Annotated in this window: 22 protein-coding genes; 8 read left to right on the top strand and 14 right to left on the bottom strand. The window is 69.0% G+C overall.

Going from position 1 to position 25,979, the window contains the following annotated elements:
- Nucleotides 1-3: 3 nt before the first annotated feature.
- Nucleotides 4-1,539, bottom strand: a complete 1,536-nt coding sequence (locus AC07NS_RS03665; protein ID WP_494601529.1) for an MFS transporter — start codon at nt 1,537-1,539, stop codon at nt 4-6.
- A 356-nt stretch (nt 1,540-1,895) separates the two neighbouring features.
- On the bottom strand, nt 1,896-3,929 hold the full coding sequence (locus AC07NS_RS03670; protein WP_494601530.1) for a glycoside hydrolase family 97 protein: 2,034 nt from the start codon (nt 3,927-3,929) through the stop codon (nt 1,896-1,898).
- A 137-nt stretch (nt 3,930-4,066) separates the two neighbouring features.
- Here AC07NS_RS03670 and AC07NS_RS03675 point away from each other — a divergent pair, with 137 nt between their 5' ends.
- Entirely contained in the window at nt 4,067-5,080 is a 1,014-nt protein-coding gene (locus tag AC07NS_RS03675) for a LacI family DNA-binding transcriptional regulator (protein ID WP_101718651.1), read from the top strand.
- Between the two features lie 167 nt (nt 5,081-5,247).
- On the opposite strand, the gene AC07NS_RS03680 is transcribed toward AC07NS_RS03675, so the two are convergent.
- Nucleotides 5,248-6,867, bottom strand: a complete 1,620-nt coding sequence (locus tag AC07NS_RS03680) for an alpha-amylase family glycosyl hydrolase (RefSeq protein ID WP_494601532.1) — start codon at nt 6,865-6,867, stop codon at nt 5,248-5,250.
- On the bottom strand, nt 6,864-8,705 hold the full coding sequence (locus AC07NS_RS03685) for an alpha-amylase family glycosyl hydrolase (protein ID WP_494601534.1): 1,842 nt from the start codon (nt 8,703-8,705) through the stop codon (nt 6,864-6,866). The genes AC07NS_RS03680 and AC07NS_RS03685 overlap by 4 nt, the downstream gene beginning before the upstream one ends.
- Before the next feature lie 306 nt (nt 8,706-9,011).
- On the opposite strand from AC07NS_RS03685, the gene AC07NS_RS03690 reads away from it, so the two are divergent.
- The 4 genes from AC07NS_RS03690 to AC07NS_RS03705 all read left to right on the top strand — a co-directional run bounded on the left by AC07NS_RS03690 (nt 9,012) and on the right by AC07NS_RS03705 (nt 14,469).
- Nucleotides 9,012-11,765, top strand: coding sequence for a TonB-dependent receptor (locus tag AC07NS_RS03690; RefSeq protein WP_494601536.1), 2,754 nt, complete (start codon nt 9,012-9,014; stop codon nt 11,763-11,765).
- Nucleotides 11,766-11,900: 135 nt separating this feature from the next.
- Nucleotides 11,901-13,418, top strand: a complete 1,518-nt coding sequence (locus AC07NS_RS03695) for a tryptophan halogenase family protein (protein ID WP_494601538.1) — start codon at nt 11,901-11,903, stop codon at nt 13,416-13,418.
- A gap of 160 nt (nt 13,419-13,578) precedes the next feature.
- Nucleotides 13,579-14,016: a hypothetical protein gene (locus AC07NS_RS03700; protein WP_494601540.1), complete on the top strand. Its 438-nt coding sequence runs from the start codon at nt 13,579-13,581 to the stop codon at nt 14,014-14,016.
- Nucleotides 14,017-14,064: 48 nt separating this feature from the next.
- Nucleotides 14,065-14,469 carry a hypothetical protein gene (locus tag AC07NS_RS03705; RefSeq protein WP_494601542.1) on the top strand — a complete coding sequence of 135 codons (405 nt, stop codon included), beginning with the start codon at nt 14,065-14,067 and terminating at the stop codon, nt 14,467-14,469.
- A 3-nt stretch (nt 14,470-14,472) separates the two neighbouring features.
- Here the strand turns inward: AC07NS_RS03705 and AC07NS_RS03710 are convergent, their stop codons facing one another.
- The 10 genes from AC07NS_RS03710 to AC07NS_RS03755 all read right to left on the bottom strand — a co-directional run bounded on the left by AC07NS_RS03710 (nt 14,473) and on the right by AC07NS_RS03755 (nt 23,956).
- A complete protein-coding gene (locus AC07NS_RS03710) occupies nt 14,473-15,462 on the bottom strand; it encodes a type II secretion system F family protein (protein ID WP_487291969.1) in 990 nt (329 codons plus the stop codon).
- Nucleotides 15,463-15,475: 13 nt separating this feature from the next.
- Nucleotides 15,476-16,453: a type II secretion system F family protein gene (locus AC07NS_RS03715; protein ID WP_494601544.1), complete on the bottom strand. Its 978-nt coding sequence runs from the start codon at nt 16,451-16,453 to the stop codon at nt 15,476-15,478.
- A gap of 9 nt (nt 16,454-16,462) precedes the next feature.
- Nucleotides 16,463-17,959: a TadA family conjugal transfer-associated ATPase gene (locus tag AC07NS_RS03720; RefSeq protein WP_494601546.1), complete on the bottom strand. Its 1,497-nt coding sequence runs from the start codon at nt 17,957-17,959 to the stop codon at nt 16,463-16,465.
- A gap of 6 nt (nt 17,960-17,965) precedes the next feature.
- Nucleotides 17,966-19,564: a CpaE/TadZ family protein gene (locus AC07NS_RS03725; protein ID WP_494601547.1), complete on the bottom strand. Its 1,599-nt coding sequence runs from the start codon at nt 19,562-19,564 to the stop codon at nt 17,966-17,968.
- A complete protein-coding gene (locus AC07NS_RS03730) occupies nt 19,561-20,286 on the bottom strand; it encodes a CpaD family pilus assembly protein (protein WP_494601548.1) in 726 nt (241 codons plus the stop codon). The genes AC07NS_RS03725 and AC07NS_RS03730 overlap by 4 nt, the downstream gene beginning before the upstream one ends.
- Before the next feature lie 10 nt (nt 20,287-20,296).
- The gene (locus tag AC07NS_RS03735; RefSeq protein ID WP_494601549.1) at nt 20,297-21,790 is read right to left on the bottom strand and encodes a type II and III secretion system protein family protein; all 1,494 of its coding nucleotides are present in this window, start codon (nt 21,788-21,790) and stop codon (nt 20,297-20,299) included.
- Entirely contained in the window at nt 21,787-22,674 is an 888-nt protein-coding gene (gene cpaB / locus AC07NS_RS03740; RefSeq protein ID WP_494601550.1) for a Flp pilus assembly protein CpaB, read from the bottom strand. The genes AC07NS_RS03735 and cpaB overlap by 4 nt, the downstream gene beginning before the upstream one ends.
- Nucleotides 22,675-22,873: 199 nt before the next feature.
- A complete protein-coding gene (locus tag AC07NS_RS03745; protein ID WP_110119567.1) occupies nt 22,874-23,386 on the bottom strand; it encodes an A24 family peptidase in 513 nt (170 codons plus the stop codon).
- A 185-nt stretch (nt 23,387-23,571) separates the two neighbouring features.
- The gene (locus tag AC07NS_RS03750) at nt 23,572-23,748 is read right to left on the bottom strand and encodes a Flp family type IVb pilin (RefSeq protein ID WP_110119566.1); all 177 of its coding nucleotides are present in this window, start codon (nt 23,746-23,748) and stop codon (nt 23,572-23,574) included.
- A gap of 28 nt (nt 23,749-23,776) precedes the next feature.
- Nucleotides 23,777-23,956: a Flp family type IVb pilin gene (locus AC07NS_RS03755; protein WP_110119565.1), complete on the bottom strand. Its 180-nt coding sequence runs from the start codon at nt 23,954-23,956 to the stop codon at nt 23,777-23,779.
- A gap of 315 nt (nt 23,957-24,271) precedes the next feature.
- Between AC07NS_RS03755 and AC07NS_RS03760 the strand changes: the two genes are divergently transcribed.
- The 3 genes from AC07NS_RS03760 (at nt 24,272) to AC07NS_RS03770 (ending at nt 25,979) form a co-directional block, all read left to right on the top strand.
- The gene (locus AC07NS_RS03760; RefSeq protein ID WP_494601551.1) at nt 24,272-24,700 is read left to right on the top strand and encodes a pilus assembly protein N-terminal domain-containing protein; all 429 of its coding nucleotides are present in this window, start codon (nt 24,272-24,274) and stop codon (nt 24,698-24,700) included.
- A gap of 128 nt (nt 24,701-24,828) precedes the next feature.
- The gene (locus AC07NS_RS03765; RefSeq protein WP_494601553.1) at nt 24,829-25,416 is read left to right on the top strand and encodes a TadE/TadG family type IV pilus assembly protein; all 588 of its coding nucleotides are present in this window, start codon (nt 24,829-24,831) and stop codon (nt 25,414-25,416) included.
- On the top strand, nt 25,413-25,979 hold the full coding sequence (locus AC07NS_RS03770) for a TadE/TadG family type IV pilus assembly protein (RefSeq protein ID WP_494601554.1): 567 nt from the start codon (nt 25,413-25,415) through the stop codon (nt 25,977-25,979). The genes AC07NS_RS03765 and AC07NS_RS03770 overlap by 4 nt, the downstream gene beginning before the upstream one ends.

A 25,979-nucleotide genomic window follows, 5' to 3' on the forward strand; every position in this document is an offset into this window, starting at 1 on the left:
GCCTCACGAAAGAGACTTGGCCAGCCGCTTGGGCTCGCCCGGGTCGTTGACGGCGAAGACGGCGACGGCGGCGATCAGGAACGAGGCCGCGCCCAGCACGAGCGCATAGATCGCCTGGCCGCCGAAGAAGGTCTTGAGCAGCAGGCCGAGCACCGTGGCGGCCAGCAGCTGCGGGATGACGATGAAGAAATTGAAGATGCCCATATAGACGCCCATCTTCCGCGCCGGCACCGAGCCCGACAGGATCGAATAGGGCGACGACAGGATCGAGCTCCAGGCGAAGCCGACGCCGACCATGCCCATGACCAGCAGCTTCGGGTCGCGGATGGCCAGGAACGACAGCAGGCCAAGCCCGCCCAAAACGAGGCACAGGGCGTGGGCGATGCGGCGGCTGGTGGCGCGGGCGATGACCGGGATCAGCAGGGCCGCCAGGGCCGCCACGCCGTTATAGACCCCGAACAGCACCCCCACCCAGTCGGCGCCGGCGTTGTAGGCGGCCGAAGCCGTGTCGGTCGCGCCGTAGTGGAAGGCCGCCACGCCGGGCGTGGTGTAGATCCACATGGCGAACAGGCCGAACCACGAGAAGAACTGCACCACGGCCAGCTGCTTCATCGTCGCGGGCATGGCGAAGAGGTCCTCGACCACTTCGGAGAAGCCGTTGCGGGTGCGCCCCGCCGCCTTCAGCTGGCCGGCGACCAGTTGCGCCACGCCGAAGCCGGCGATCAGGGCGGCCAGGACGTAGAGCTCCTTCTCCAGCCGGGCGGCGTAGACGCCCACCGCGACCGCCAGGCCGGCGATCGTCCAGGCCACGCCGCCGGTCAGGTAGGCGGCGACGCCGCGGCCTTCAGCCTGCGCCTCGGCGACGACGGCCTCGCCCTTGGCGGCGACTTCGGCGGCCTCGAAGGCGGCCATCTGTTCGGGGCTGTATTCGCGGGTGGAGAACACCGTCCACAGCACCGAGGCCAGCAGCGCCGCGCCGCCGACGTAGAAGGCGATGCGCACCGAGTCCGGGATCTGGCCGGCCGGGGCGGTGTTGGCGACATCCAGCCAGTTGGTCAGGATCCACGGCAGGCACGAGGCCAGCACCGCGCCGATGCCGATGAAGAAGCTCTGCATGGCGTAGCCGGTGGCGCGCTGCTCGTCGGGCAGGTTGTCGCCGACGAAGGCCCGGAACGGCTCCATGGTGATGTTGATCGAGGCGTCCATGATCCACAGCGCCGAGGCCGCGACCCACAAGGTGGGCGAATTGGGCATCAGGATCAGGGCGGCCGTGGTCAGGATCGCGCCCCAGAAGAAGTAGGGCCGGCGGCGGCCCAGCTTTCCCCAGGTCTTGTCGGACAGGTAGCCGATGATCGGCTGCACCAGCAGGCCCGTGGCGGGCGCGGCGATCCACAGGATGGCCAGGTGGTCGATCTCGACGCCCAGGGTCTGGAAGATGCGGCTGGTGTTGGCGTTCTGCAGGCCAAAGCCGATCTGGATCCCGAAGAACCCGAAGCACATGTTCCAGATCTGGAAGAGGCTCAGCCTGGCCTTGGTCATCGCTTCCCCGCCGTGACGCCGCCGGTTTTCCCGGCCGTTTGCGCAAGTTTTTGCAGTGCGCTTTGCGGTGGACATTTGCGCATGGGGTGGAGGTGGATGCAACGGTGAAGTGGGGATTATCGGGTTATTTCAGGGATTGATGGGAACTTTTCAGGTGCAAGCGAGGCCCGCCCGGTGTTAGCAATTGCTGAACGGCCAGCACGGCCTGGCAATAATTCTCATAAATTTGCAACGCCGCTCAATACCGTAAAACCCCCGCGAAAGCGGGGGCCCAGGCTTTTTCTGAAACGTGGGCGCTCGACGATAAAACGCCTGGGTCCCCGCTTTCGCGGGGATTTTACGGGAGGGTGGAACGCTCAGCGCCTCCCCAGCGCCACGAACCGGATCGCCTGGCCGCCACCGGGAGCCAACCGCAAGGTCAGCACATCCGCCGCCGTCACCTCGCGGGCCTCGATGACGATGTCCTGCGGCGCGGTCTTCCAGTCGGCGTTGTCGCCGTCGCGGTAGATCTCGGCACGGTATTTCCGCCCCGGATCGAGGAACGACAGCGGCGCCGAAAGCACCCGGCCCTGCTCGTCGCTGATCGCGCCCAGGTACCAGTCGTCGCTCTTGCGGTCCTTGCGGGCGATGGTGACGAAGTCGCCGATCTCGCCATTGACGACCCTGGTGTCGGACCAGTCGACCGGCACGTCCTCGATGAACTTGAAGGGCTTGGGATTGGCCTCGTAGTTCTCGAGCAGGTCGGCGGCCATCTGGATCGGGCTGTAGATGACGACATAGAGCGCCAGCTGCTTGGCCCAGGTGGTGGCCACGCCGTCGGGGGCCTTGGTCTTCATGCCGAAGATGCCGGGCGTATAGTCCATCGGACCGGCCAGCAGGCGGGTGAAGACGAGGTTGGCCTCATGCTCGGGCGGATTGCCCGGCTGGCCCCAGGCGCTGAACTCCATGCCCCGCGCGCCCTCGCGGCTGATCCAGTTGGGCCAGGTGCGGCGCAGGCCGGTATCCTTGATCGGCTCGTGCGAGTTGATGGCGATCTGGCGCTTGGCGGCGGCCTCCAGCACCCGCACGTGGTGCTCGGCGAGGGCCTGGCTTTCGTGCCAGGCGAAGTGGACCTTGCCGCCCGGACCGAGCACCTGGGCGCCGCCGGCGTCGGCGACATAGCCGGTCTTCACGGCCGGCACGCCGACCGACTTGTAGAGGTCGAAGGCCGCGTCCATCTGGCGCTCGTAGACGACGGTGTTGCCGGCCGTCTCGTGGTGGCCGATCAGCACCACGCCCTTCTTGCGGGCGTAGTCGGTGAGCTTCTTCAGGTCGAAGTCCGGATAGGATTCGGTGAAGCTGAACTCCGAGCCGTCGGCGAACCAGGCGCCGTCCCAGCCCTTGTTCCAGCCCTCGACCAGCACCCCGCCCAGACCGTGCTTGGCGGCGAAATCGATGTGGCGCATGACGTTCTCGTTGGTCGCGCCGTGCTTGGGACCCGAACCCCAGGTCTTGTGGTCGAGGTGCATCTCCCACCAGACGCCGACATATTTCATCGGCTTGATCCACGAGACGTCGCCCAGCTTGTTGGGATCGTTGAGGTTCAGGATCAGGCCGGAGGTGACGAGGCCGCCGGCGCTGTCGGCGATCTGCAGGGTGCGCCAGGGCGTCGGGAACGGCAGCGTCCGCTCGACCTTGGCCTCGCTGATGCCCGGCGTCAGGCTGGCGCGGAAGCGGCGGTCCTGGGCGCGGGCCAGGTTCATGCCGGCATAGTCGACCAGCGCCGCCTCGTGGATCGAGACGTGCAGGCCATCCTGGGTGCGCAGGGTCATCGGCGTCTGGGCGACCGACACCTCTTCGACCGGCGTGCGGTTATAGAGATATTCCTCGCGGTTCCACTCATAGGCCGGGATCCACCAGGCCGTGGCCTCGTCCACGAGGCTGAACTCGGTCAGTTCCTCGCCGATGCGGGCGGTCTTCAGATTGGCCTGCTCGGGGAACTCGTAGCGAAAGCCCAGGCCGTCGTCATAGAGCCGGAACACCACGTCGAGCCTGCGGTGCAGCGGGGTCTTCTCGACCAGGGTCACGCGCAGCTCGTTGAAGCGATTGCGCACCGACTTGCGCTCGCCCCAGGGCAGGTCCCAGGTCTCGTCGACGCTGCGGGCCTGCTGGTCCGTGACCTCGAAATTGCGCTGCAGCTTGGGGGCGTCCACCAGGATGAAGCCCAGCTTCGACGGGGCGATCACCGGCCGGCCCAGGCGGCTGACAGCATAGGTCGGTTGGCCGTCGTTGTCGGTGGTGACCGACACGCTCAGCACCTTGTCGGGCGAGGTGGCGGTGGCCGTGACGGCCGCCAAGGCGGGCGAGGCGGCCAGGGCCAGGAGGGCCGTGGCGAGGAGGCGCAGGATCATGCTCGGACTCCGAAAATCGCCCGTCCGCCGCACTTGCTAAATGCGACAGGCGATGCGTTAAGAAGGTCAGTGAAAAATTTTGCGGCAAATTTTGCGCCCGTGATTTCGGGCGTCAGAACCGACGGGGACGGGGAACGGTGAGCAAGGGGGCGACGCGTCTGGAAGACCTGGCCAGGATGGCCGGCGTCTCGATCTCCACCGCCTCGCGGGCGCTGAACGACAGCCCCGCCGTCAACCAGCGCACCAAGCAGCTGATCTGGAAGCTGGCGCGCGAGATGGACTATCCGTTCCGCCGCTACATGCCCGCCGGCCCGATCGGCGCCGAGGGCACGATCGCCATCGTCGTGCCGCGTCCGCAGCACCGCGAGGGACGCTTGTCGGACCCGTTCTTCCTCGAACTGTTCGCCGGCGTCGGCGAGGCGGCCCGCGAGCGCGGCTGCGACATCCTTGTCAGCCACGTGGCCCCGGGCAGCTTCGAAGACCTGTCGGCGGCCATGACCACCAGCCGCGCCGACGGGGTGATCTTCCTGGGCCAGTCCTGGCTGCACACCGCCTTCAACCGCCTGGCCGAGACCGAAGCCCGCTTCGTGGTCTGGGGCGCGCAGCTGCCCGATCAGGCCTATTGCTCGGTGGGCTCGGACAATCCCCTGGGCGCCAAGCGTGCGACGCTGCATCTTGCGCGTCTGGGCCGCAAGCGCATCGTCTTCCTGGGCGACACCGAGGCCCCCGAGGCCATGCAGCGCCACCGCGGCTATCTCGACGCGGTCGAGCAGTTCGGCCTGGGCGTCGACCCCGACCTGATCGTGCCGGCCCACTTCGAGGTCGAGTCGGCCGAGGCCAGCATCGACAGCCTCATCCAGCGCGGCGTGAAGTTCGACGGCGTCGTGGCGGCTTCGGACCTGATCGCGCTGGGCGCCATCCGCGCCCTGCAGCATGCGGGCCTTTCCGTGCCCGGCGACGTCTCGGTGATCGGCTACGACGACGTGCCCTTCGCGCGTTACTCGCGCCCGGCCCTGTCGACGATCTCGCAGGACACCGCCAAGGCGGGAAGGCTGATGGTCTCGAAGCTGCTGGACGCGAGTGGGCAGGGGGCGAGCCGCAGCGAGCGGGTGCCGACGGATCTGATCATCCGCGAGAGCTGCGGGGGATAAAGCCCTTCCCCCTGGAGGGGGGAAGGTGGCCGCGCAGCGGTCGGATGGGGGTGGCGCCGCCAGGTGCGGGCGCGACGATCGCCGTTTAGCCGCAAGCGCTTCCACCCCCATCCCCGCCCCTTCCCCCCTCCAGGGGGAAGGGAGGCGAAAGATGGCGGCGGAACCGATCACACCCGCTTCGCCAAGAGACCGCCCAGCGGCGGCACGACGCCCGGCGCGCCGAGGTTGACGCTGTCGACCACGGTCCAGCCCTGCGGCAGGTCCCAGGCCACGGCCTCGAAGCCGATGTTGAACACGCAGAGCAAGGCCTGATCGCCCTCGCCGCGCTCGAACACCAGCAGCGGCGTGTTGGTGTCGACCAGATGCATGCCGCCGGTCTTCAGGGCCGGCCATTGCGCGCGCAGGCCGATCAGGCGGCGGGCGACGTGCAGGGTCGAGGCCGCGTCGGCTTCCTGGGCGTCGACCGCCAGCGGCAGGTGCGCCGGATCGACCGGCAGCCACGGCTCGACGGTGGAGAAGCCGGCGTTGACCGCGCCCGCCTTCCACGGGATCGGGGTGCGGGCGCCGTCTCGGCCCAGGGTCTGGGGCCAGTTGGCGATGGCTTCGGGATCGACGAGCCGCTCGAACGGCACATGGGCCTGGGGCAGGCCCAGCTCCTCGCCCTGATAGACGAAGACGTTGCCGCGCAGGGTCATCAGCAGCAGCAGGGCCATCTCGGCGAAGGCCTTGCGATCGCGGCCCCGCGCCCAGCGCGACACCGCCCGGGGGGCGTCGTGGTTGGAGAAGGTCCAGGACGGCCAGCCCTCGCCTTCGGCGCCCGGCCAGTCGCCGGCCCCGCCGCGCACCAACTCCTCGCGCAGCTCGTCGGCATAGAGGTAGAGGAAGCTGTAGGCGCTGTTGAGGTGATCCTCGCCGGCCGTGAACCGCTTCATCTCCTCGTCGGCCCGGTCGCCGCCGATCTCGGCCACCGAGAAGCGGCCTTCGTACTGGTCGGTCAGGGCGCGCAGGCGGGCCAGGAACTTCGGGATGTCCGGATGGCCCTGGTTGTGGACCTTGTCCTGGAAGTCGAACGGCCGGGTGCGCTTGCCGCCCGGCGGCATCGGCGGATTGTCCCGCAGGGCCGGGTCGTGCATCGAGAAGTTGATGGCGTCGAAGCGGAAGCCGTCGACCCCGCGCTCCAGCCAGAAGCGGGTGACGTCGAGCAGCGCCTCCTGGACCTTGGGATTGTGCAGGTTCAGCTGCGGCTGCGAGGCCAGGAAGTTGTGCATGTAGTACTGGCCGCGCCGGGCGTCCCAGGTCCAGGCCGGGCCGCCGAACACCGACTGCCAGTTCGAAGGCGGCGAGCCGTCGGCCTTGGCGTCGGCCCAGACGTACCAATCCGCATACGGATTATCCCGGCTCTGGCGGCTTTCCTCGAACCAGGCGTGTTCGTCGCTGGTGTGGGAAAACACCAGGTCGATGATGATCTTCACGCCCAGGCGATGGGCCTTTTCGATCAGGGCGTCGAAGTCGGCCAGGGTTCCGAAGATCGGATCGACGTCGCGATAGTCCGAGACGTCGTAGCCGAAGTCCTTCATCGGCGAGGCGAAGAACGGCGACAGCCAGATCGCGTCCACGCCCAGCGAGGCGATGTGCTCCAGATGCGCGGTGATCCCCGGCAGGTCGCCCACCCCGTCGTCGTTGGAGTCGGCGAAGCTGCGCGGATAGACCTGATAGATCACCGCGCCGCGCCACCATTCGGCGGCGTGGGCGGGGGCAAGAGACGCGGCGGTGCTTTCGATGGTCACTGGGGCGCGCCCTCCGAGACGCAGATCTTGTAGTCGAGCGGCGCGATCGTCACGCGGTAGCTGCCCGGGGCGGCGGACGCCGGCGCGCAGGCGCCGACCACCGAACGCCACGCGGACGAAGTCGTCTCGACCTCGACCTGGGCCTCCACCGGCGTCTGGCCGGTGTTGAACAGGACCAGGGTCTCACGACCCTGGAGGATGCGGGAAACGGCCAGCAGGCCGGGTTTGTCGCCGGCGGCGCGGATCACCTGCCGGCCGCCGCGCAGGGCGGGATCGGCGGCGCGCGCCTTGGCCATGCCGGAAATGGCGCGATAGAGCGGCGCGCCGGTGTCGAAGCGGTCGGCCGAGCCAGACTTGCCGCCGATGATGCGGTTGTCGTTGTAGGCGGCGACCTGGCTGGCGAACATGTCTTCGCGGGCGTCCTTGTCGTCGCCGTCGCCGGTGAAGCCCTGCTCGTCGCCGTAATAGAGGGTCGGGGCCCCGCGCAGGAACATCAGCAGGGCGTGGGCCAGTACGTCGCGCTTGAGCAGTTCCTCGTCGGAGGCGCCGGGGTTGCCCGTCATGAGCCGGCGGCCAAAGCGCCCCATGTCGTGATTGCCCAGGAAGGTCGGGATCTGCGGACCCGCCGCCTCGCCGCCGCGATAGAGCGCGTCGGCGGCGTAGAGCCGGGCGAAACGGTCGGTCCCGGCCTTGCCCGCCACCGTCTCGGTCGCCGCCTGCTGGAAGGCGAAGTCCAGCGCGGCGGGGAAGCCGTCGACCACGGTCGAACGGACCAGGGCCACCGGATCCGGGTCGGCGATCTCGGCGAAGATATGGAAGTTGGGGATGCCCCGCGCGGCCGCTCGCGCCTGCATGGCCGGCACGAAGGCCTGCCAGAACTGCGGATTCACATGGCGGGCGGTGTCGACGCGGAACCCGTCGATCCCGAACTCGTCGATCCAGGCGCCGTAGATGTCGATGAAGCCGGCCACCACGCGCGGGTTCTCGGTGTAGAGGTCGTCCAGCCCGGCGAAGTCGCCATAAAGCGAGCTCTCGCCGACGAAATCGCTCTCGCCGCGGTTATGATACCAGATCGGGTCGTTCAGCCAGTCGGGCTCCTTGACCCTGGCCTCGGCCGCCGGAACGTAGGGCGTGTAGGCGAAGTCGGGCCTGATGAGCTTTGCGAAGTTCCCGGTCGAGCCGTCGGCGTCGCCCGCGAAGCCGGCGTTGATCGCGGCCCCCGAGACGCCGCCCTGGCGCGAGACCGGATAGTCGGCCTTGCTGCGATAGTCGCAGCGCCGGCCTTCGCACTCCTTGAACTTGATGACGTCGGCCGTGTGGTTGACGACGATGTCCATATAGACCTTGAGGCCGCGCGCATGGGCGGCCTCGACCAGGGCCTTGAAGTCGGCCTTGGTTCCCAGGTGCGGGTCCACCGTCGTGAAGTCGGTGATCCAGTAGCCGTGATAGGCGGCGCTCTCGTGGCCCTTGGGCCCCTGTACCGGCTTGTTGGCGAAGATCGGGGCCAGCCAGATCGCGGTCTGGCCCAGGCCCTGGATATAGTCGAGCTTACCGGCCAGGCCTTTCAGGTCGCCGCCGTGGAAGAAGCCCTTGTCGGCCGGGTCGAAGCCGGTGACCAGGCGATCACCCTTCAGGCCGCCGCGATCATTGGACGGATCACCGTTGGCGAAGCGGTCGGGCAAGACGAAGTAGATCACCTCGTCCTGCGGAAGGCGGTCGCGGAAAGTTTGCGAAGCCGGCGCCGTCACGGGCGCCGAAAAGGCCGGGACGGCGGTCGCGGCGAGGCTGGCGCAGCCGAGCGCGGCCGCCAGCCGCCCCCACCGATTGCGGGTGTTCATCCCACTGCCCTCCATCCCTAGCGTCGCGATCTTCGACGACCCGGTCGCCACGTCAATTTTGCATAGATTTGCAAAGCCGCTGACCGGCTGTCAATCCATTCACCTCACGGGCATGAACGGCATGGTTGTCGCACTGTGGCGAAATAGCCGCAAAAACCCCGTGAAAGCAGCGGAAAGCGCACCACTCGATCAACGAACATGACAAACCATCCATTTTTCAGTTGCAAAAGCCGGAACCTGTTTGCAGTAATTTGCGCAACACGGCGCGGAGGAACCGCGCGGACACCACTTGCGGGAGGGAACATCATGGACATCCGATTCAAGCTGCGTCGCGCGGCGCTGATGGGCGGAACGGGGCTGGCGCTGATGATCGCCGCCGGAGCCGCCCAGGCTCAACCGGCCGCCGCCCAGACCACCGAACCCGACACCGTCGAGGAGATCACCGTCACGGGCATCCGCCGCGGGATCGAAGGCGCCATCTCGCTGAAGAAGGACTCGACCTCGATCGTCGAAGCCGTCTCGGCCGAAGACATCGGCAAGCTGCCCGACGTGTCGATCGCCGAGTCGATCGCCCGCCTGCCCGGCCTGACCGCCCAGCGCCTCGACGGCCGCGGCCAGGTGATCTCGATCCGCGGCCTGGCCCCGGACTTCACCACCGCCCTGCTGAACGGCCGCGAGCAGGTCTCGACCGGCGACAACCGCGGCGTCGAGTTCGACCAGTATCCGTCGGAACTTCTGAGCGGCGTGGTCATCTACAAGACCCCTGACGCCTCGCTGCTGGGCCAGGGCCTGGCCGGCACCGCCGACATGCGCACGATCCGCCCGCTGAAGTTCGGCAAGCGCGCCTTCGCCGTCGGCGCCCGCTACGAGTGGAACGACATCGGCGCGCTGAACCCGGGCTCGTCGGCCCACGGCAACCGCTTCAACATCTCCTACATCGACCAGTTCATGGACGGTAAGCTGGGCGTCGCCATCGGCTACGCCCACATGGAGTCGCCCTATCAGGCCCAGCGCTTCAACGCCTGGGGCTATCCCACCGACGGCGCCGGCAACCTGGTGCTCGGCGGCGCGCGGGTCACCGCCATGTCGAGCAAGCTGAAGCGTGACGGCGTGATGGCCACGGTCGAGTTCGCCCCGACCGACACCTTCACCAGCACGCTCGACGTCTTCTACTCGAAGTTCGAGAACCACCAGCTGGTGCGCGGCATGGAGATCCCGCTGGCCTGGGGCGGCGGCGCCACCGACGCCAACGGCACGCGCCCCGGTCCCGCCATCAGCGGGACCACCGCCTCGGGCGGCATGATCACCAGCGCCACCTATTCCAACGTCAAGCCGGTGATCCGCAACGACGGCAACGACCGCGACGCCGACATCTGGTCGCTGGGCTGGAACAACCGCTGGAGCGTCGGCGACAGCTGGACCATCGACACCGACCTCTCCTGGTCGAAGGTCGAGCGCACCGACATGATCCTGGAGACCTACGCCGGCACCGGCCGCAACACCCTGGGCGCTCTGGACACCGTCAGCTTCTCGATGAGCGACCACGGCGCCACCTTCAAGAACGCCCTGAACTACGGCGATCCGGCGGTGACCAAGCTGACCAGCTCGCAGGGCTGGGGCGGCGACGTCGTCTCGGGCGGCCAGGACGGCTACCTGAACATGCCGACCATCGAGGACGAGCTGAAGGCCGCCCGCTTCTCGGCCAAGCGCGACCTGGATCCGGCCCACGGCATTTCCAGCATCACCTTCGGCGTCAACTACAGCGAACGCACCAAGGGCCTCGTCAACGACGAATGGTTCCTGAGCGTCGTCGGCGCCCCGGCCAGCGTCTCGGTTCCGTCGAGCGCCATCCTGGGCGTGACCTCGCTGGGCTTCGCCGGTCTGTCGGGCGTGCTCGCCTACGACCCGTTCTCGCTGCTCAACAACGGGACCTACACCAAGATCCGCAACCCGAACGCCGACGTCCTGGTCAAGAGTTGGGAAGTCGAGGAGAAGGTCACGGTCGGCTACCTGATGGCCAATATCGAGACCGAGGTCGGCGGCCACGCCCTGACCGGCAACTTCGGCTTCCAGGTGGTCAACACCGACCAGAGCTCCAACGCCCTGGGCGCCAGCGGCACCGGCACGGCCACCCAGCAGACCGAGCTGTCGGGCGGCACCAGCTATGTCGACTTCCTGCCCAGCGTGAACCTGCAGCTGCGCCTGCCCAACGAGCAGGTGATCCGCTTCGCCGCGGCCCGCACCCTGGCCCGTCCGCGGATGGACCAGATGCGCGCCAGCACCAACTACAGCTACAACTCGGCGCTCGCGACCAGCACCAGCCTGGCCAACTCGCCCTGGAGCGGCAGCGGCGGCAACCCGGAGCTGGAGCCGTGGCGCGCCAACGCCATCGACATCTCCTACGAGAAGTATTTCGGCCGCCAGGCCTATGTCTCGCTGGCCGCCTTCTACAAGGACCTGAAGACCTACGTGTATGACGCCAGCGTCCTGCACGACTTCACCGGCTACCCGATCGGCGCCAACCCCGAGCCGGTGCTGCGCCAGGGCTACATCACCATCCCGCAGAACGGCCAGGGCGGCTCGATCAAGGGCCTGGAGTTCACGGTCTCGATGCCGGGCTCGCTGCTGCACCCGGCGCTGGAAGGCTTCGGCGCGATCTTCAGCGCCTCGCGCACCGAGAGCGAGATCCAGTACAGCCTGAGCGACCCGTCGATCCCGATCCCGGGCCTGTCGAAGACCGTCGGCAACCTGACCGTCTACTATGAGAAGGGCGGCTTCTCGGCCCGTCTCAGCGAGCGTTACCGCTCGAAGTTCCTGGGCGAGGTCTCCGGCTTCGGCAACGGCCGCACCTACCGGATGGTCAAGGAAGAGACCGTGCTCGACAGCCAGATCGGCTACGCGTTCGAGAACGGCCCGCTGAAGGGCCTGTCGCTGACGGCCCAGGTCAACAACCTGACCAACGAGCCCTTCGTCACCTACCAGAACGGTGATGAGCGCCAGATCATCGACTACCAGGAGTACGGCCGCACCTACCTCGTGGGTGTCGCCTACAAGTTCTAAGGCGCGAACATCCCCCGCGTCCTCGCGCCCCCGTCGGCTTCCTGCGCCGACGGGGGTTTTCTTTTTTCAGGAGACCGCGACGATGCGCAGCCGCCTCGCGAGAAGGCGGACGCGGGTCGCGCCAGGGAGCACGCCATGACCGCAGGACCGATCCGCAACGTCACCATCGTCGGCGGGGGCACGGCCGGCTGGATGAGCGCGGCACTGCTGGCCCGGGCGCTGGGCCCTTCCGCCACGATCACGCTGGTGGAGTCCGAGGAGATCGGCACGGTCGGGGTCGGCGAAGCCTCGATCCCGCAGCTACGGTTCTTTAACGCCTTCATCGGCCTGGACGAAGACGCCTTCCTGCGGGCGACGCAGGGGACCATCAAGCTGGGCATCGAGTTCGTCGACTGGCTGCGGCCGGGCCACCGCTACATGCACGCCTTCGGCCAGGTCGGCCGGTCGCTGGGCACGACGCCCTTCCACCACTGGTGGCTGGACGCCCGCCGGCGCGGAACCGCGGGCGAGGACTTCTGGGCCTGGTCGGCCAACGCCCTGGCCGCCCGCGCCGGGCGCTTCGGTCGGGTGGCGCCGGAAGGCGGCGAGCCGCTGAACTGGGCCTTCCACTTCGACGCCGTGCTCTACGCCCGCCATCTGCGCGGCCATGCCGAAGCGCAAGGGGTGCGGCGGGTCGAAGGCCGGGTCGTCGGGGTCGACCAGGATCCCGACAGCGGCTTCGTGCGGGCCGTGACGCTGAAGGACGGCCGCCGGGTGGAGGGCGAGTTCTTCATCGACTGCTCGGGCTTTCGCGGCCTGCTGATCGAGGAGGCGCTGAAGACCGGCTACGAGGACTGGTCGCGCTGGCTGCCGATGGACAGCGCCTGGGCCGTCCCCAGCCGCGACGCGGCGCCCCCGGTTCCCTACACCCGCGCCTGGGCGCGCGACGCCGGCTGGCAGTGGCGGATCCCGCTGCAGCACCGCACCGGCAACGGCCACGTCTTCTCCAGCGCCTGGACCGACAAGGAGACGGCGGCCCAGGTGCTGATGGACAATCTGGAGGGCGAACCGCTCGCCGATCCGCGCCTGCTGACCTTCGTCACCGGCCGCCGCAAGGCCTTCTGGAACCGCAACGTCGTGGCCCTGGGCCTGGCGTCGGGCTTCATGGAGCCGCTGGAGTCGACCAGCATCCATCTGGTGCAGTCGGGCCTGGCGCGGCTGCTGGCCCTGTTCCCGGACCGGGGGTTCGATCCCGCCCTGATCGCCGAGTTCAACCGCCAGACCGGCGACGAATACACCCGCATCCGCGACTTTCTGGTGCTGCACTACAAGGCCACCGAGCGTGACGACACGCCGTTCTGGGCCAGCCGCAAGGCGATGGAGATCCCCGACAGCCTGGCCGCGCGGCTGGCGCTGTTCACCGGTCCCGGCCGGGTGTTCAGCCACGAGGACGACCTCTTCAAGGAAACCAGCTGGGTGCAGGTGCTGCTGGGCCAGGGCCTGACGCCGGCGGCGCCCCACCCGATGACGGCGGCGGTTCCTGACGACAGCGTCGACGGGTGGCTGGCCGACCTCGCCCACGCCGCCGCCCGCACGGCCGCCGCCCTGCCGACCCACGCGGCCTTCCTGGCCGGCGCCGTCCGCGCGGAGGTGGAGACGCGCGCGGCGGAGTAATCGCCATTCGCCGCCGAAGCCGGAGATTGCAAAGTCCCGCCGGCTCCGCCAGGACTTCGCTCCCTTGGAAGGACGAGCGATGCACCGGCTACGGACTCTTTGGCGACAATTCACCCTCGGCCCGCCACCCACGTTGCCGGAGGCGGCGATCGCCGCCGCCATGGCCGAGCTTCGCGCGACGCCCCTGCCGGAGGTGATCCATGCAGGTCCGTTCCTCATCGCCGGCCTGCTGCCCAACGACGGCTGGCGCTTGCCCCACGAGCACGGCCGAGAACTAGCTCGCCAGGGCGAGGACCTGGCGTGGCTCCTGACCTTTTCGCGCAGCGGCCACGCCCGTCAGGCGGCGCTGGAGGCCCTGGCTCGTCCACCCCAGGCGGCGTTCCAGTTCGTCGCCATCGCGCTGCGCCTCAATGACTGGGTTCCCGAGGTGCGCCAGGCGGCCAAGGCCACCGCCCTGCGCCTGTTTCCGGACACGCCGACCGGGGTGATCGCCGACGCTGCGTCCTATATCTGCGCGCGCCGGCTGTCTTGGGAACGATGGGAGCAGCACGAGGCCGCCCTGCTCGACGCCGCGCTCAGCCGTCCCGACGCGATCTAACGGCTGGCCGCGACCCTGCGCGACCAGGCCAGCGGCTCGGGCGGCGCCTTGCTGAAATCCGTCTTCCGATTTCACGCGATCGACGCTCACCTAGCGGACCTGGCCGAGCACGCGAAGCTGCCGCCCATCCGCGCCGTGGCGCTGGAGGCGCTGATCGCCGGACGCGCCCGCTGGCCCGTGAGCAGCGACTGGGCCTGGATCGACAAGGCCCATGGCCTGCGGCGACGGGTGGTGGTGACCCAGGAAAGGCCGCTCAGCGCAGCGGTCGATGTGACCGAAACCATCCGGCGGGCCGCGCGCGACCGCTCCGCCATGGTCCGCAAGCTCGCGCTGGACAGTCTCTACGTCCGACGCGGCGAAATGCCCGACGCCGCCGAAATCGCCCGCTCCCTGCTGGGCGACCGCAGCGGCGGGGTGCGCGACCGCGCTGACTTCCTGTTGCGGAACGTCTGAGGTCTAGCCGACCGGCTTCTTGGCCATCAGGTCGGAGATCTTGAGGATCGCCGGGCCGAGGATGACGATGAACAGCACCGGCAGGAAGAACACGATCATCGGCACGGTCAGCTTCGGCGGCAGGCTGGCGGCCTTCTTCTCGGCGGCCGACAGGCGCAGTTCGCGGTTTTCCTTGGCCATGACCCGCAGGGCCGCGCCCAGGGGCGTGCCGTAGCGCTCGGCCTGGATCATCGCCGTGGCCACCGACTTGATGCCCGGATGGTTGGTGCGGCGGGCCAGGCCCTCGTAGGCCAGGCGCCGGTCGGGCAGGTAGGAGAGCTCGGCGGTGAGCAGGGAGAGCTCCTCGGCCAGCTCCATCGAACTGGAGCCCACCTCGTTGCCGACCTTCTGGATCGCCGCCTCGATCGACATGCCGCTCTCGACGCAGATCAGCAGCAGGTCGAGGGCGTCGGGGAAGGCCGAGACGATCGACTCGCGGCGCTTCTGGGCGACGTTCTGGATGTAGAGGTTGGGCGCGTAGTAGCCGATGGTCAGGGCGCCCACGCAGATGGCCAGCTTCTGCATGGTCTGCAGGCCGAAGCCGTTGATGCCGAACAGGTAGAGCGCCGCCAGCAGGCCGAAGGCGAACGGCATCACGAAGCGGAAGAAGTAGAAGGTCGACACCGGCTTGGGACCGCGGAAGCCGGCCTGGGCCAGCTTGTCGACGACCTTGGGGTCTTCCAGCAGCTTGGACAGCTGCAGCCGGTCGACGATGGTCTTGTACATCCCCTCGTCGGTGTGGCGCAGGGTGCCGCCGCCGGCGGCGCCCTTGTTGGCCAGGGCCGCGCGCGAGCGGCGGCGCAGCTCCTCGCGGCGGTTGGCCACCGACTTCAGCCGGCTTTCCAGCCCGCTGCTGTTCATCACCGGCGCGGCCAGGGTGATGATGGTGGCGAACACGACCAGCGCGACGAAGGCGGTCAGCAGGTTCGAGGGGTCGGTCAGCATCGCGGCCATGCGTCGTCCCTCCCTAGAACTTGAAGTTGATCATGCGGCGCATGATGAAGATGCCCATGCTCATCCAGATCGCCGCCCCCAGCAGCATCAGCCGCCCGCGCGTGTCGGTGAACAGGGTGGTCATGTAGTCCGGGGCGATGACGGTGATCAGCACCATCACGCCCGGCGGCAGGCAGCCGATGATGAAGGCCGAGGCCACGGCTTCGGCGGAAAGCGCCTTGATCTTCTCGGTCATCAGCTTGCGGGCGCGCAGCACGGTCGACAGGTTGCCCAGCGCCTCGGCCAGGTTGCCGCCGGTCTTCTGCTGGATGTTCAGCACGATCGAGAAGAACCGCACCTCCGAGGTCGGCATGCGCTCGTAGAGGCGCTCCAGGGCGGTGTCGATCGGCATGCCCATGCCGATGTTCTCGGTCAGCATCCGGAACTCGCCGGCCAGGGGCTCGGGGCATTCCTTGCCGATGATCTTCAGGCAGTCGTGCACCGGCAGGCCCGACTTGATGCCGCGGACGATGATGTCGACGGCGTCGGCGAAGGCCTCGGTGAACTTCTTGGTGCGCTTGGCGGCCAGGAACCCGACCACCCAGCGCGGCAGGCCGAAGCCCGCGGCGAAACCGCCGCCCAGGGCCACCAGCGGGATCTTCTGCACGACCAGCAGCACCAGCATGACCATCAGGCCAAGGACGCCGCTGATGATCCAGAACATCTTGACGTTCTCTCCCAGGCCGGCGGCGCGCAGGCGGGCGGCGACCGTCAAGGTGGCCTTCTTCTGCTTCTTGTCCTGTTCCTTGAGCGTCTTGAGGATCTGCTTGCGGCGGGCGTCGGGGGTGTTGGCCGCGACCTTGGCCCGCGCGGCGGCCTGGCGCTCGCCGCCGCCGACGATCACCTGGGCGCGCTTGGCGGCCTTGGCGCCGCCGCTTTCGCCGCCGCCCGTCAGCACGAAGCCCAGGCCCGCGATGGTGATGAAGCCGAGGACGGCGATCAGGATGAACATGGCCGGCCCTTACTCAGCCGCGTCCAGCGCTTCGGCCAGCTCGCGCTCGAGGCCGTAGTAGCGGGCGCGGTCCCAGAAGCGCGGCCGGGCGATGCCGGTCGAGCGATGCTTGCCCAGCACCTTGCCGTGCTCGTCCTCGCCGGTGATCTCGTAGACGAAGAGGTCCTGGGTGACGATCACGTCGCCTTCCAGGCCCACCACCTCGGTGACGTGGGTGATGCGGCGCGTGCCGTCGCGCAGGCGGGCGGCCTGGATGATGACGTCGACCGAGCCGACGATCATCTCCTTGATGGTCTTCGACGGCAGGCCGTAGCCGCCCATGGTGATCATGCTCTCGACACGGCTGATGGCTTCGCGCGGGCTGTTGGCGTGCAGCGTGCCCATCGAGCCGTCGTGGCCGGTGTTCATGGCCTGGAGGAGATCGAACGCCTCCGGGCCGCGGACTTCGCCGACGATGATCCGTTCGGGACGCATCCGCAGACAGTTCTTGACCAGGTCGCGCATCGTCACCGCGCCCTGGCCTTCCAGGTTCGGCGGACGGGTTTCCAGGCGCACCACGTGCGGCTGCTGCAGCTGCAGTTCGGCCGCGTCCTCGCAGGTCACGACCCGCTCGGTGGGGTCGATGAAGGCGGTCATGGTGTTGAGCAGGGTCGTCTTGCCCGAGCCCGTGCCGCCCGAGATGATGACGTTGCAGCGGCAGGCGCCGATGACGCCCAGGACGCGCGCGCCCTCGGGGCTGATGGAGGCGAACTCCACCAGGTTCTTCATCGTCAGCTTGTCCTTCTTGAACTTCCGGATGGTCAGGGTGGGACCATCCAGCGCCAAGGGGGGCGCGATGACGTTGACGCGGCTGCCGTCGGGAAGGCGGGCGTCGCAGATCGGCGAGCTTTCGTCGACCCGGCGGCCGACCTGGCTGACGATCCGCTGGCAGATGTTCATCAGCTGAAGATTGTCGCGGAAGCGGACGTTGGTCAGCTGCACCTTGCCGGAGACTTCGATGAACACCCGGTGCGCGCCGTTGACCATGATGTCGGCGATGTCGTCGCGGGCCAGCAGCGGTTCGAGCGGGCCGTAGCCGAGGACGTCGTTGATGATGTCCTGGACCAGGTGCTCCTGCTCGGAGACCGACATCGAGACGTTCTTGATCGCCACCAGCTCGGCGACGATGTCGCGGATCTCCTCGGCGGCCTGCTTCTGGTCGAGCTGGGCCAGCTGGGAGAGGTCGATGGTGTTGAGCAGGGCGTTGAAGATCGTGGTCTTCGTCGCGTGGTAGTAGTCGCTCTGTTCACGAACGATCGTGGCGGTCTGGTTGGCCGCGCCCTGGGCGGCGCGCAGCTGCTCCAGCCCCTGCGTGGCCTTGGGCGCGGGCGCCGAGGCCTTGGGGGCGGGCGGAGCGGCGGTCGGTTCGACGCGCTGCGGGCGCGTGGCGATGGCCGCGCCGCCCGTGGGGGCGGGCGGCGGCGCCTGACGCTCGGTGACGGTGGCCTGATCGCGCTTGCCGAACATTCGCCCCTACTTCTTCTTGAACAGGCCCGACAGGATGGACGCCGACTTGGTCGCCGCCGGCGCCTCGCGGCGGCTGATCAGCCGCGCCAGGTGGTCGATGCCCTCGGCCGCTTTCGACTTAGGGGCCACCTCGGCGACCATCTGGCCGTTGTTGGCGGCCTGGCCGAACAGCTTGGGATCGAACGGCAGCACCAGCGACGGGGTCACGCCCAGGGCCTCGCCGAAGTCCTTGACCGGGATCTCGGGACGGCCGGCCACGCCCACCTGGTTCAGGACCAGGCGCGGCGGCGCGTCGTTGGGGCGAGCCTGGCGCACCAGGTCGACGATGTTCTTGGCGTTGCGCAGGGAGGCCAGGTCCGGCGTGGCGACGATGACGAGATCGTCGCTGCCCACCAGCACCCGGCGGGTCCACGGGGCCCAGCTGTGCGGCAGGTCCAGCACCACGAACGGGGCGGCGCCGCGCATCTTCTGCGTCACCTCCTCGTAGGCGTCTGCGCCGATGTCGTAGTCCTGCTCCAGCGTGGCCGGGGCGGCCAGCAGCGACAGGCGGTCGCCGCAGCGGACCATCATGCGGTCCATCAGCACCGGGTCCAGGCGCTCGGGCTGGCTCAGCGCGTCGAGCACGCCCTGCAGCGGGTCCTGGTTGAAGTCGAGGCCGGCCGTGCCGAACGGCAGGTCGAGATCGACGATCACCGTCGCGGCCTCGACGCGCTCGGCCATCGACCAGGCGAAGTTGTGGGCGATGGTCGACGCGCCCACCCCGCCCTTGGCGCCGACGAAGGCCACCTGGCGGCCGACGAACGGAGCCGACGGGTCGGCATAGAGCGCCGACACCGCGCGGATCACGTGCAGCGGGCTCTGCGGCTGGGTCAGGTACTCGCTGACCCCACGGCGCATCAGCTCGCGATAGAGAGCGATGTCGTTGGTCTGGCCGATGACCACGACCTTGGTGCCCGGGTCGCAGACCTGGGCCAGGCCGTCCAGCAGGGCCAGCATGCGCTGGGCCGAGTCCATGGTCTCGACCAGCACCAGCGAGGGCGTCGGCTGGTTCTGGTAGAAGTCGACGGCCGCTTCCAGGCCGCCGGAGCGGGTGGTGACGCTGGCGCGGGCCATGCGGCGGTCGGCGGCGGCGGCCTCGATGATCGCCAGGGTCTCGGCCCGCACGCCGAAGGCGTGGATGGCGATGCGCGGCACGCTGGCCTCGCCGGTGGTGGCGTCGGCGCCGGGCAGGATGTCCTCGGCGGGCGGCGCGGACCAGGTCTGGACCTGCGGCGCGGCCTGCGGGCGGGCGATCTCCAGGGGCGCGGCCGGAGCGGCCAAGGGGGCGGCCGGCGCGGCGGCGAAGGCGGCGGCGCTCGCGGGCGCCAGTTCGGCGAACGGGTTGGACGGCGCGGCGGGCGCGGCCGCTTCCGGGCGCGGACGGGCCGGCGGGAAGTCGGCGAACGGATCGGCGCCGAGGGCGGTCGAAGCGGCGGCGTAGGCGGCCGTGGGAGCAGCCATGGGCGTGGCGGGGGCGGCCCGCCACGGATCGCCGGCGGCCGGCGAGGCGAACTCGTCGTCGGCCTCGAAGCCCAGATCGAAGGGGTCGTGGTCGCGAGTCGTCACTTCACCGCCTCCGAAACGACCCCGGACGCCTGGGGCTCACGAACCGACGAGGTCTTCTCGCCCTTGCGATACTTGTCGAACACGGTGTCGCGGCGGCCGGCGTCGACCGGGGCGCTCGGCCGCGGCCCGAGCAGGTCCTGCGGATTGGCCACCTGGGCGGCGATGTTGGCCGTGATGGCGCAGCCGAAGTTGCCGTAGGCGTCGTTCTTGCGGGTGGCCGTCAGGTTTTCCCAGTTCTGGCCGCACCGGGGCGTGTCCACCGTGTAGCGCACATAGCCCACGCGCAGCACCGGGCTCTTGTCGTCGGTAGCGTCGTAGCTGGTCACGCGGATGTTGGCGTCGCCGGTTCCGGCCGCGGCCAGGCGGGCGCGGGCGGCCGAGACCATGCGGTCGACGGCTCGGGCGTCGCGGGCGCCGGCCGGCGCGCCGATGATGATCTCGCGGGCTTCGGCCTGGATCCCGCGCAGGGCCAGGGCGTCGAGCGCCTCGACCTGACGCTGCGACAGGCCTTCGGCGTGGATGGCCAGCAGGATCTCGTCCGGCGCGGCGTCGATGCGCACCTGGCCTTCCCACTGCTGGGTCTCGGTCCTCGCCGGCGGCGGCGCGATCGCCGCGGCGTCGGCCCGGGCCTCGTTCATGGCCGAGGCGCAACCCGACAGGGCGGTGAGCACGGCCAGGCCCGCGACGGTCGCGGCCAGGCGCTGGAGGTTGCTTCGCGTCATGGCCGCGTCCCTATTCGATGACATAGCCGACAGGCCCCTGATAGCTGCGGTTGGCGTTGGCGCCGGCCGGCGCGTTGACCACCGTGTTCAGCCGCCCGAGCAGCACCGTGCCCATGTCGCCCGCCAGCCGCAGGCCGTCGGCCGGCGTCTGCAGGTCGCCCGGCCTGGTCGGATCGACGATGTAGGGCGTGACCAGGATCACCAGCTCGGTCTCGCCGTTCAGATAGTCGCGCGACCGGAACAGGCCGCCGAGGATCGGCAGGCTCTTCAGCCCCGGCAGGGCGTCGATGTTTTCCTTGCTCTGCTGCTGCAGCAGGCCGGCGATCATCAGCGAGCCGCCCGAGGGCAGCTCGACCGTGGTCTCGGCGCGGCGGACGCTGAGGCCGGGCACCACGACGGTCGAGGTGCCGGAGGTCAGGCTGTAGGCGCCGACGCTGGTCAGCTCGGAGACCTCGGTCGACAGCTTCAGCGAGATGCGGCCGCCCGACAGCACCACCGGGGTGTAGCCCAGGCTGACGCCGTAGGGTTTGAACTGCAGGGTGACCTTGCCGGTCTCCGACATGTCGACGGGCACCGGGAATTCGCCGCCGACCAGGAAGCGGCCGGCCTCGCCCGACACCGCCGTCAGGTTCGGCTCGCTCAGCGTGCGCACCAGGCCCACGCGTTCGAGCGCCTGCACGCTGGCGGTGGCGCTGTTGTTGCTGCCGCCGATGGTGGCGCCGATCGCGCCGCCGCCCTGCAGGCCGTTGTTGATCGCGTACTTGGGCTCGAAGCCCACGGTGAAGTTGTTGCTGCCCAGCTGGTTCAGCGCGGCCGAGACGTTGACGCCCAGCTGCTTGACGATGTTGCGCTGGACCTCGATGACCCGGACCTTCAGCGTCACCTGGTCCTTGCCGGCCACCGTCAGCAGATTGACCACTTGGTCGGGCTTGGAGACGAACTGGGCGGCGATCTGCGAGGCGGTCGTGGCCTCGGCGGCGTTGGCCACCATGCCGGTCAGGATCAGGCTGTCACGGACGGCCTGCACCTCGATGCGCGAGGCGGGCAGCACCTTGCGCAGGGTGTCCTGCAGGGTGCTGGAGTCCTCGTCGACGCGAATGGCCAGCGACAGCAGTCGGCGGCCGGCGGCGTCGAAGAACACCGCGTCGGTCGTGCCCTTGCCCAGGCCCAGCACATAGATGCGGCGCGGGTTGCGCAGCACGGCGTCGGCCACCTGCGGATTGGTCACCAAGAGGTCGCGCACGTCGGACGGCAGCTCGATGATCGCCGACTTGCCGCGCGGCAGGTTCAGCGTGCGGGCGCCCGGACCGGCGGTCAGGTCGATGCGCAGCACCTGGTCGGCGACCGGCGCCGGGGCGTAGTCGGGAACGGGCGCGACGGGGCGCGAGACGGCGCGGGCCGGGCGATAGACCCGGTCGCCGGCCGGCGGGCCGTCGGCGAAGGCCAAACCGGGCGCCAGGGCCGTCAGGACGGCGAGTGAAACGGAAGCGAACCGGCGGATCATTGGCGCACCGCGATGCTGGAGGTCTGTCCGCCGCGATTGATGCGGATGACCGTGGAGTCCTGGGTGGGCGCGGCGACGCCGGAGGGGCCGCCCAGGTCGGTGTAGGCGCGCAGCGCCAGGGTGACGGGACCCGACGCCTTGGCGCGGGTCAGGGCCTCGGCTTCGGCCGGGCGCACCTCAAGGGTGGCGGTGGCCGCGACGATGGTCTTGGCGTCCTTGTCGGCCGAGGTCGACTGGTCGAGCGCCAGGACGCGGATGTTCTGAAGCACGGTCTCGGCCATCACCTGCTTGCCGGTGCTGGCGCCTTCGGTGTTCGGCGCGTCGCGGGTCTGCAGCACGTCGACCCGGTCGCCGGGCAGGATGAAGCCGCCGGCGGCGGTCTCGGAGGTGACCGGCACGGCCATGGCGCGGGCGCCGGGCGAGAGCACGACGGACAGGTAGCCGCCCTCGCCGCCACGGACGATCTTGCGCGGCACGATGGGTTCGCCGGCCAGCAGCGGGTCGCGGACGATCGCGCCCTCGACGGCGGCTTCGGGAGCAGCCCCACCCAGGCCGGTGGCGTCGCCGACGGTCTTGACCGCCTTGGCCGCGCCGTTGGCGGGCTCGACCGGGGCCGCGCCGTTGGTGATGTAGACGGGGCTGACGGCGTCGGCCGGCCAGGCCTTCCACTCGACGTCGTCATGGCCCAGGCGCGCGCCGATCGCCAGGTCGCGCTTGGCGACCAGGACCAGGGTCATGGGCTTGGCGTCAAGGCCGGGAGCGGGGGCCGAAGCGACAGCGGCGGCCTTGGCGGGCTTGCCGCCGACGGCCTTCTGCATCAGCACGGCCAGGCCGATCGCCGAGACGGCGGCCACCAGGACGATGATGATTCTGACGGGATTCATGCGCGGGCGGGGCTCTGGTCGGCGAGGCGGGCTGCGGGCGTCGCGGCCTTCAGGCCCGCGGACGCTTGGATCGACAGCCGTTCTGGCCGCATCCCAGACTGGGGCGCCCATGGTTAACAGCCGCTAAAGGACCCGCCCTCCAAAGGGCTTCCCGGCCGCGACAGCCTGACGCGGCCGCCGAACGCGGCGCGCGCCGAATTTAGTTGAGGATCGCCAGCCCGATCGCGCTCTGCGGGAGAGCGGCCAGGGCGCCGACCGCGATGGCCACGCCATAGGGCACGTCGCCCTTCTTGTCGCCGAGACGGCGCACCCAGGCCGGGCTGCCGGCGATGATCGGCTCCAGCCAGCCCGAGCGAAGGCTCATCAGGCCGAAGGTCAGGGCGCCGCCGGCCAGGGCGGTGATCAGCAGGAACGACGGCAGGCCCGTGACGCCCATCCACAGGGCGCAGGCGGCCAGGAACTTGGCGTCGCCGCCGCCCACCCAGCGCAGGGCGAACATCAGCATGCCGACCAGCAGCAGGCCGAAACCCACCGCCAGGCACAGGCCCGCCGTGGTCCAGCCCACGCCGCCCAGCAGCGCCGCGAACGGGAAGGCGCCCAGCAGGGCCAGCGAGATCCAGTTGGGGATGGTGTAGCTGGTGACGTCCTTCAGGCCGGCGACCACCGCCAGGCCCGCGAAGACGATCAGGGGAAGAAAGGACAGGGTCTGCATCTGGACTTCCGGACGGCTGCTGTGGGGAACCCTAACCCGCCGCCAATGAAGCAATGGTTTCCGAGCGGCGCCGAAACGAAGCCGAAGACTTCGCCGAAGATCGCGAAAGCAGAACCCGGAAAAGACAAGGGCCGCGTCCCTTGCGAGGACGCGGCCCAAGTTCTGAAGCTCGGCGCTGTCGCTTTTTACTGCGCGACGGCTCTGAGCTGGGTCTCGGCTTGGCCGAAGGCCCCGGCGATGGCCGGAACCAGGAGCTGGACGGCGGCCAGGACGACGACGCTGATCAAGGCGGCGATGAGGCCGTATTCGATCGAGGTCGCACCCCGGCTGTCCTTCAGGAAGCGTTCGCAGAACACAACCATCGGTCGCCCCTCCATCAACAGCTGGCTATTAGCCGGCCGCCGCGGTGTTCAGCTCGGTGGTGGCCTTACCGAAGGCGCTCGACAGAGCCGGGCGCAGGGTGGTGAACGCGGTCACGATGACGACGGCGATCAGGGCGATGATGAGGCCGTATTCGATGGCCGTGGCGCCCGACTCGTCCTTCAGGAAGCGCGTGACAAACTTCGACATGACTTGATCTCCTGCTGAGAAAAACTTGGCTGGGTCAGCAAGCCGCGGCGACTTGTTCACCCCCGAAAACACGATCAATTTCGCCAACCTCGCTTAATCGACAGTAAACAACAGAACTTTTCTGCGATTTTTCTTTTGGTTTATTTAATTTTACCATTAGCAACTCTTAACTAAGTCGGTTTTCGAGCGTCGCAACCGCCTTATTTCTAAGGACTTTCGAACAGTCCAGTTTGTCGCAGGCGAGCAGTTCTTAGTCTTTTATTGACCATTCTTCGGCAGGGTGATGGGCGTTGAATTTGCTCCGACAGGACCGCCATGCGCCGCCTCTCGCTCGCCATCGTCGCTTTCTTCAGCCTCTGCGCGGCCGCCGCCGCGGCTCAGGCGGCGTCGCCGACCCCGGCTTCGACCGCGCCGCGCACCCTCTCGGTGGCCGCCGGCCAGGCGACCACCCTGCCGCTGAACGGCTCGGCCCGCGAGATCGTGGTCGGCGACCCGCAGATCGCCGACGTCAGCGTGGTCAACGACCGCACACTGGTGATCCTGGGCAAGCGCGTGGGCGTGACCACCGTGTTCGCCTTCGACGGCCAGGGCCGGACCCTGGCCGGCGGCCAGGTGCTGGTCACCGAGGTCTCGGCCGACGCCGTCACCGTCCAGCGCGGCGCCAACGCCTCGACCTACGCCTGCGACGGCCGCTGCACCGTCCTGACCTCCACCACCAGCGCCCCGGCGGCCGGCCAGCCCTGAGCCGCCGCCCTCGCCCGCGTACATACGCGAGCACGCGCGTCTTCCTGATTTGATCCCGCCGCCCCGCGATTAGGAGGCGGTTAGGGAGCGTGGGCTAAGGTCGCCCGGTATCAGCCACGGACCTTCGCATGGGGACTCCGCCCTTATCGTTCCGAGCCCGCCTGCGGCTCGCCGCCCGCCGCCTGTCCATGGGTCGCGCGGCCGCCCTGGCGCGCGACGAAGGCGGCGCGACGGCGGTCGAGTTCGCCCTGCTGATGATCCCGTTCCTGCTGCTGTTCTTCGGCCTGATCGAGCTGGGGCTGATCTTCTTCGCCGGCGTGACCCTGGAGAACGCGGTCATCGACACCAGCCGCGAGATCCGCACCGGCCAGGTGCAGGTCGCCAGCGGCACCGCCAGCACCTTCAAGAGCGCGGTCTGCACGCGCATGACCTGGCTGGAAGGCCCTTGCGCCTCGGCCCTGCGCGTCGACGTGCGCACGGTCAGCACCTTCGCCTCGGCCAGCAGCCTGAAGACGCCGACCACCACCTGCTGGGATCCCGGCGGCCCGACCTCGCTGGTCGTGGTGCGCGCCTACTACGCCTGGCCGGTGATCACCCCGCTGCTGCGGGACGCGCTGTCGGCCATCAACGGCAAGCGCACGCTCACCGCCGCCACCGCCTTCGTCAACGAGCCGTACAACAGCACCACGGCCAGCAGCGTGACGTGCCCCTCATGATCGCTCGCCTTCTCTCCCGCGCGCGCCTCTGGCGCGACACTCGCGGCGCCGTGGCCGTGGAGTTCGCCGTCCTGGCGCCGCTGCTGATCGTCTTCTATTTCGGCATGTGCGAAGTGACCCAGGCGATGATGGCCCAGCGCCGCCTCAGCCACACCACCTCGCTGATCGGCGACATCGCGGCCCAGAACGCCACCATCACCCAGAGCCGGATCACCGACATCTTCACGATCGGCAAGACGGTGATGTCGCCGTTCTCGTCGACGAACCTGAAGATGTGCCTGGTCAGCCTGACCTCGGACACCACGGCGGCCGCCTCCGACGGCACCCGCAAGGGCACCGTGGCCTGGACCGCCAACAGCAACGCCTCGGACTGCCCCAAGGCCAACGCCAGCGTCACCGTTTCGGACGGCGTGCTGCCCAAGAGCAGCAGCGTCATCATGAGCACGGCCAGCTACACCTACGCCTCGCCGACCTCGATGCTGATCTCCAAGAGCATCACCTTCAAGCGCACCTTCTACCTGCGGCCGCGCAAGTCGGACACGGTGACCTGGGCGACCTCCTGA

It is taken from the genome of Caulobacter sp. GW821-FHT10A10, from assembly GCF_059415745.1.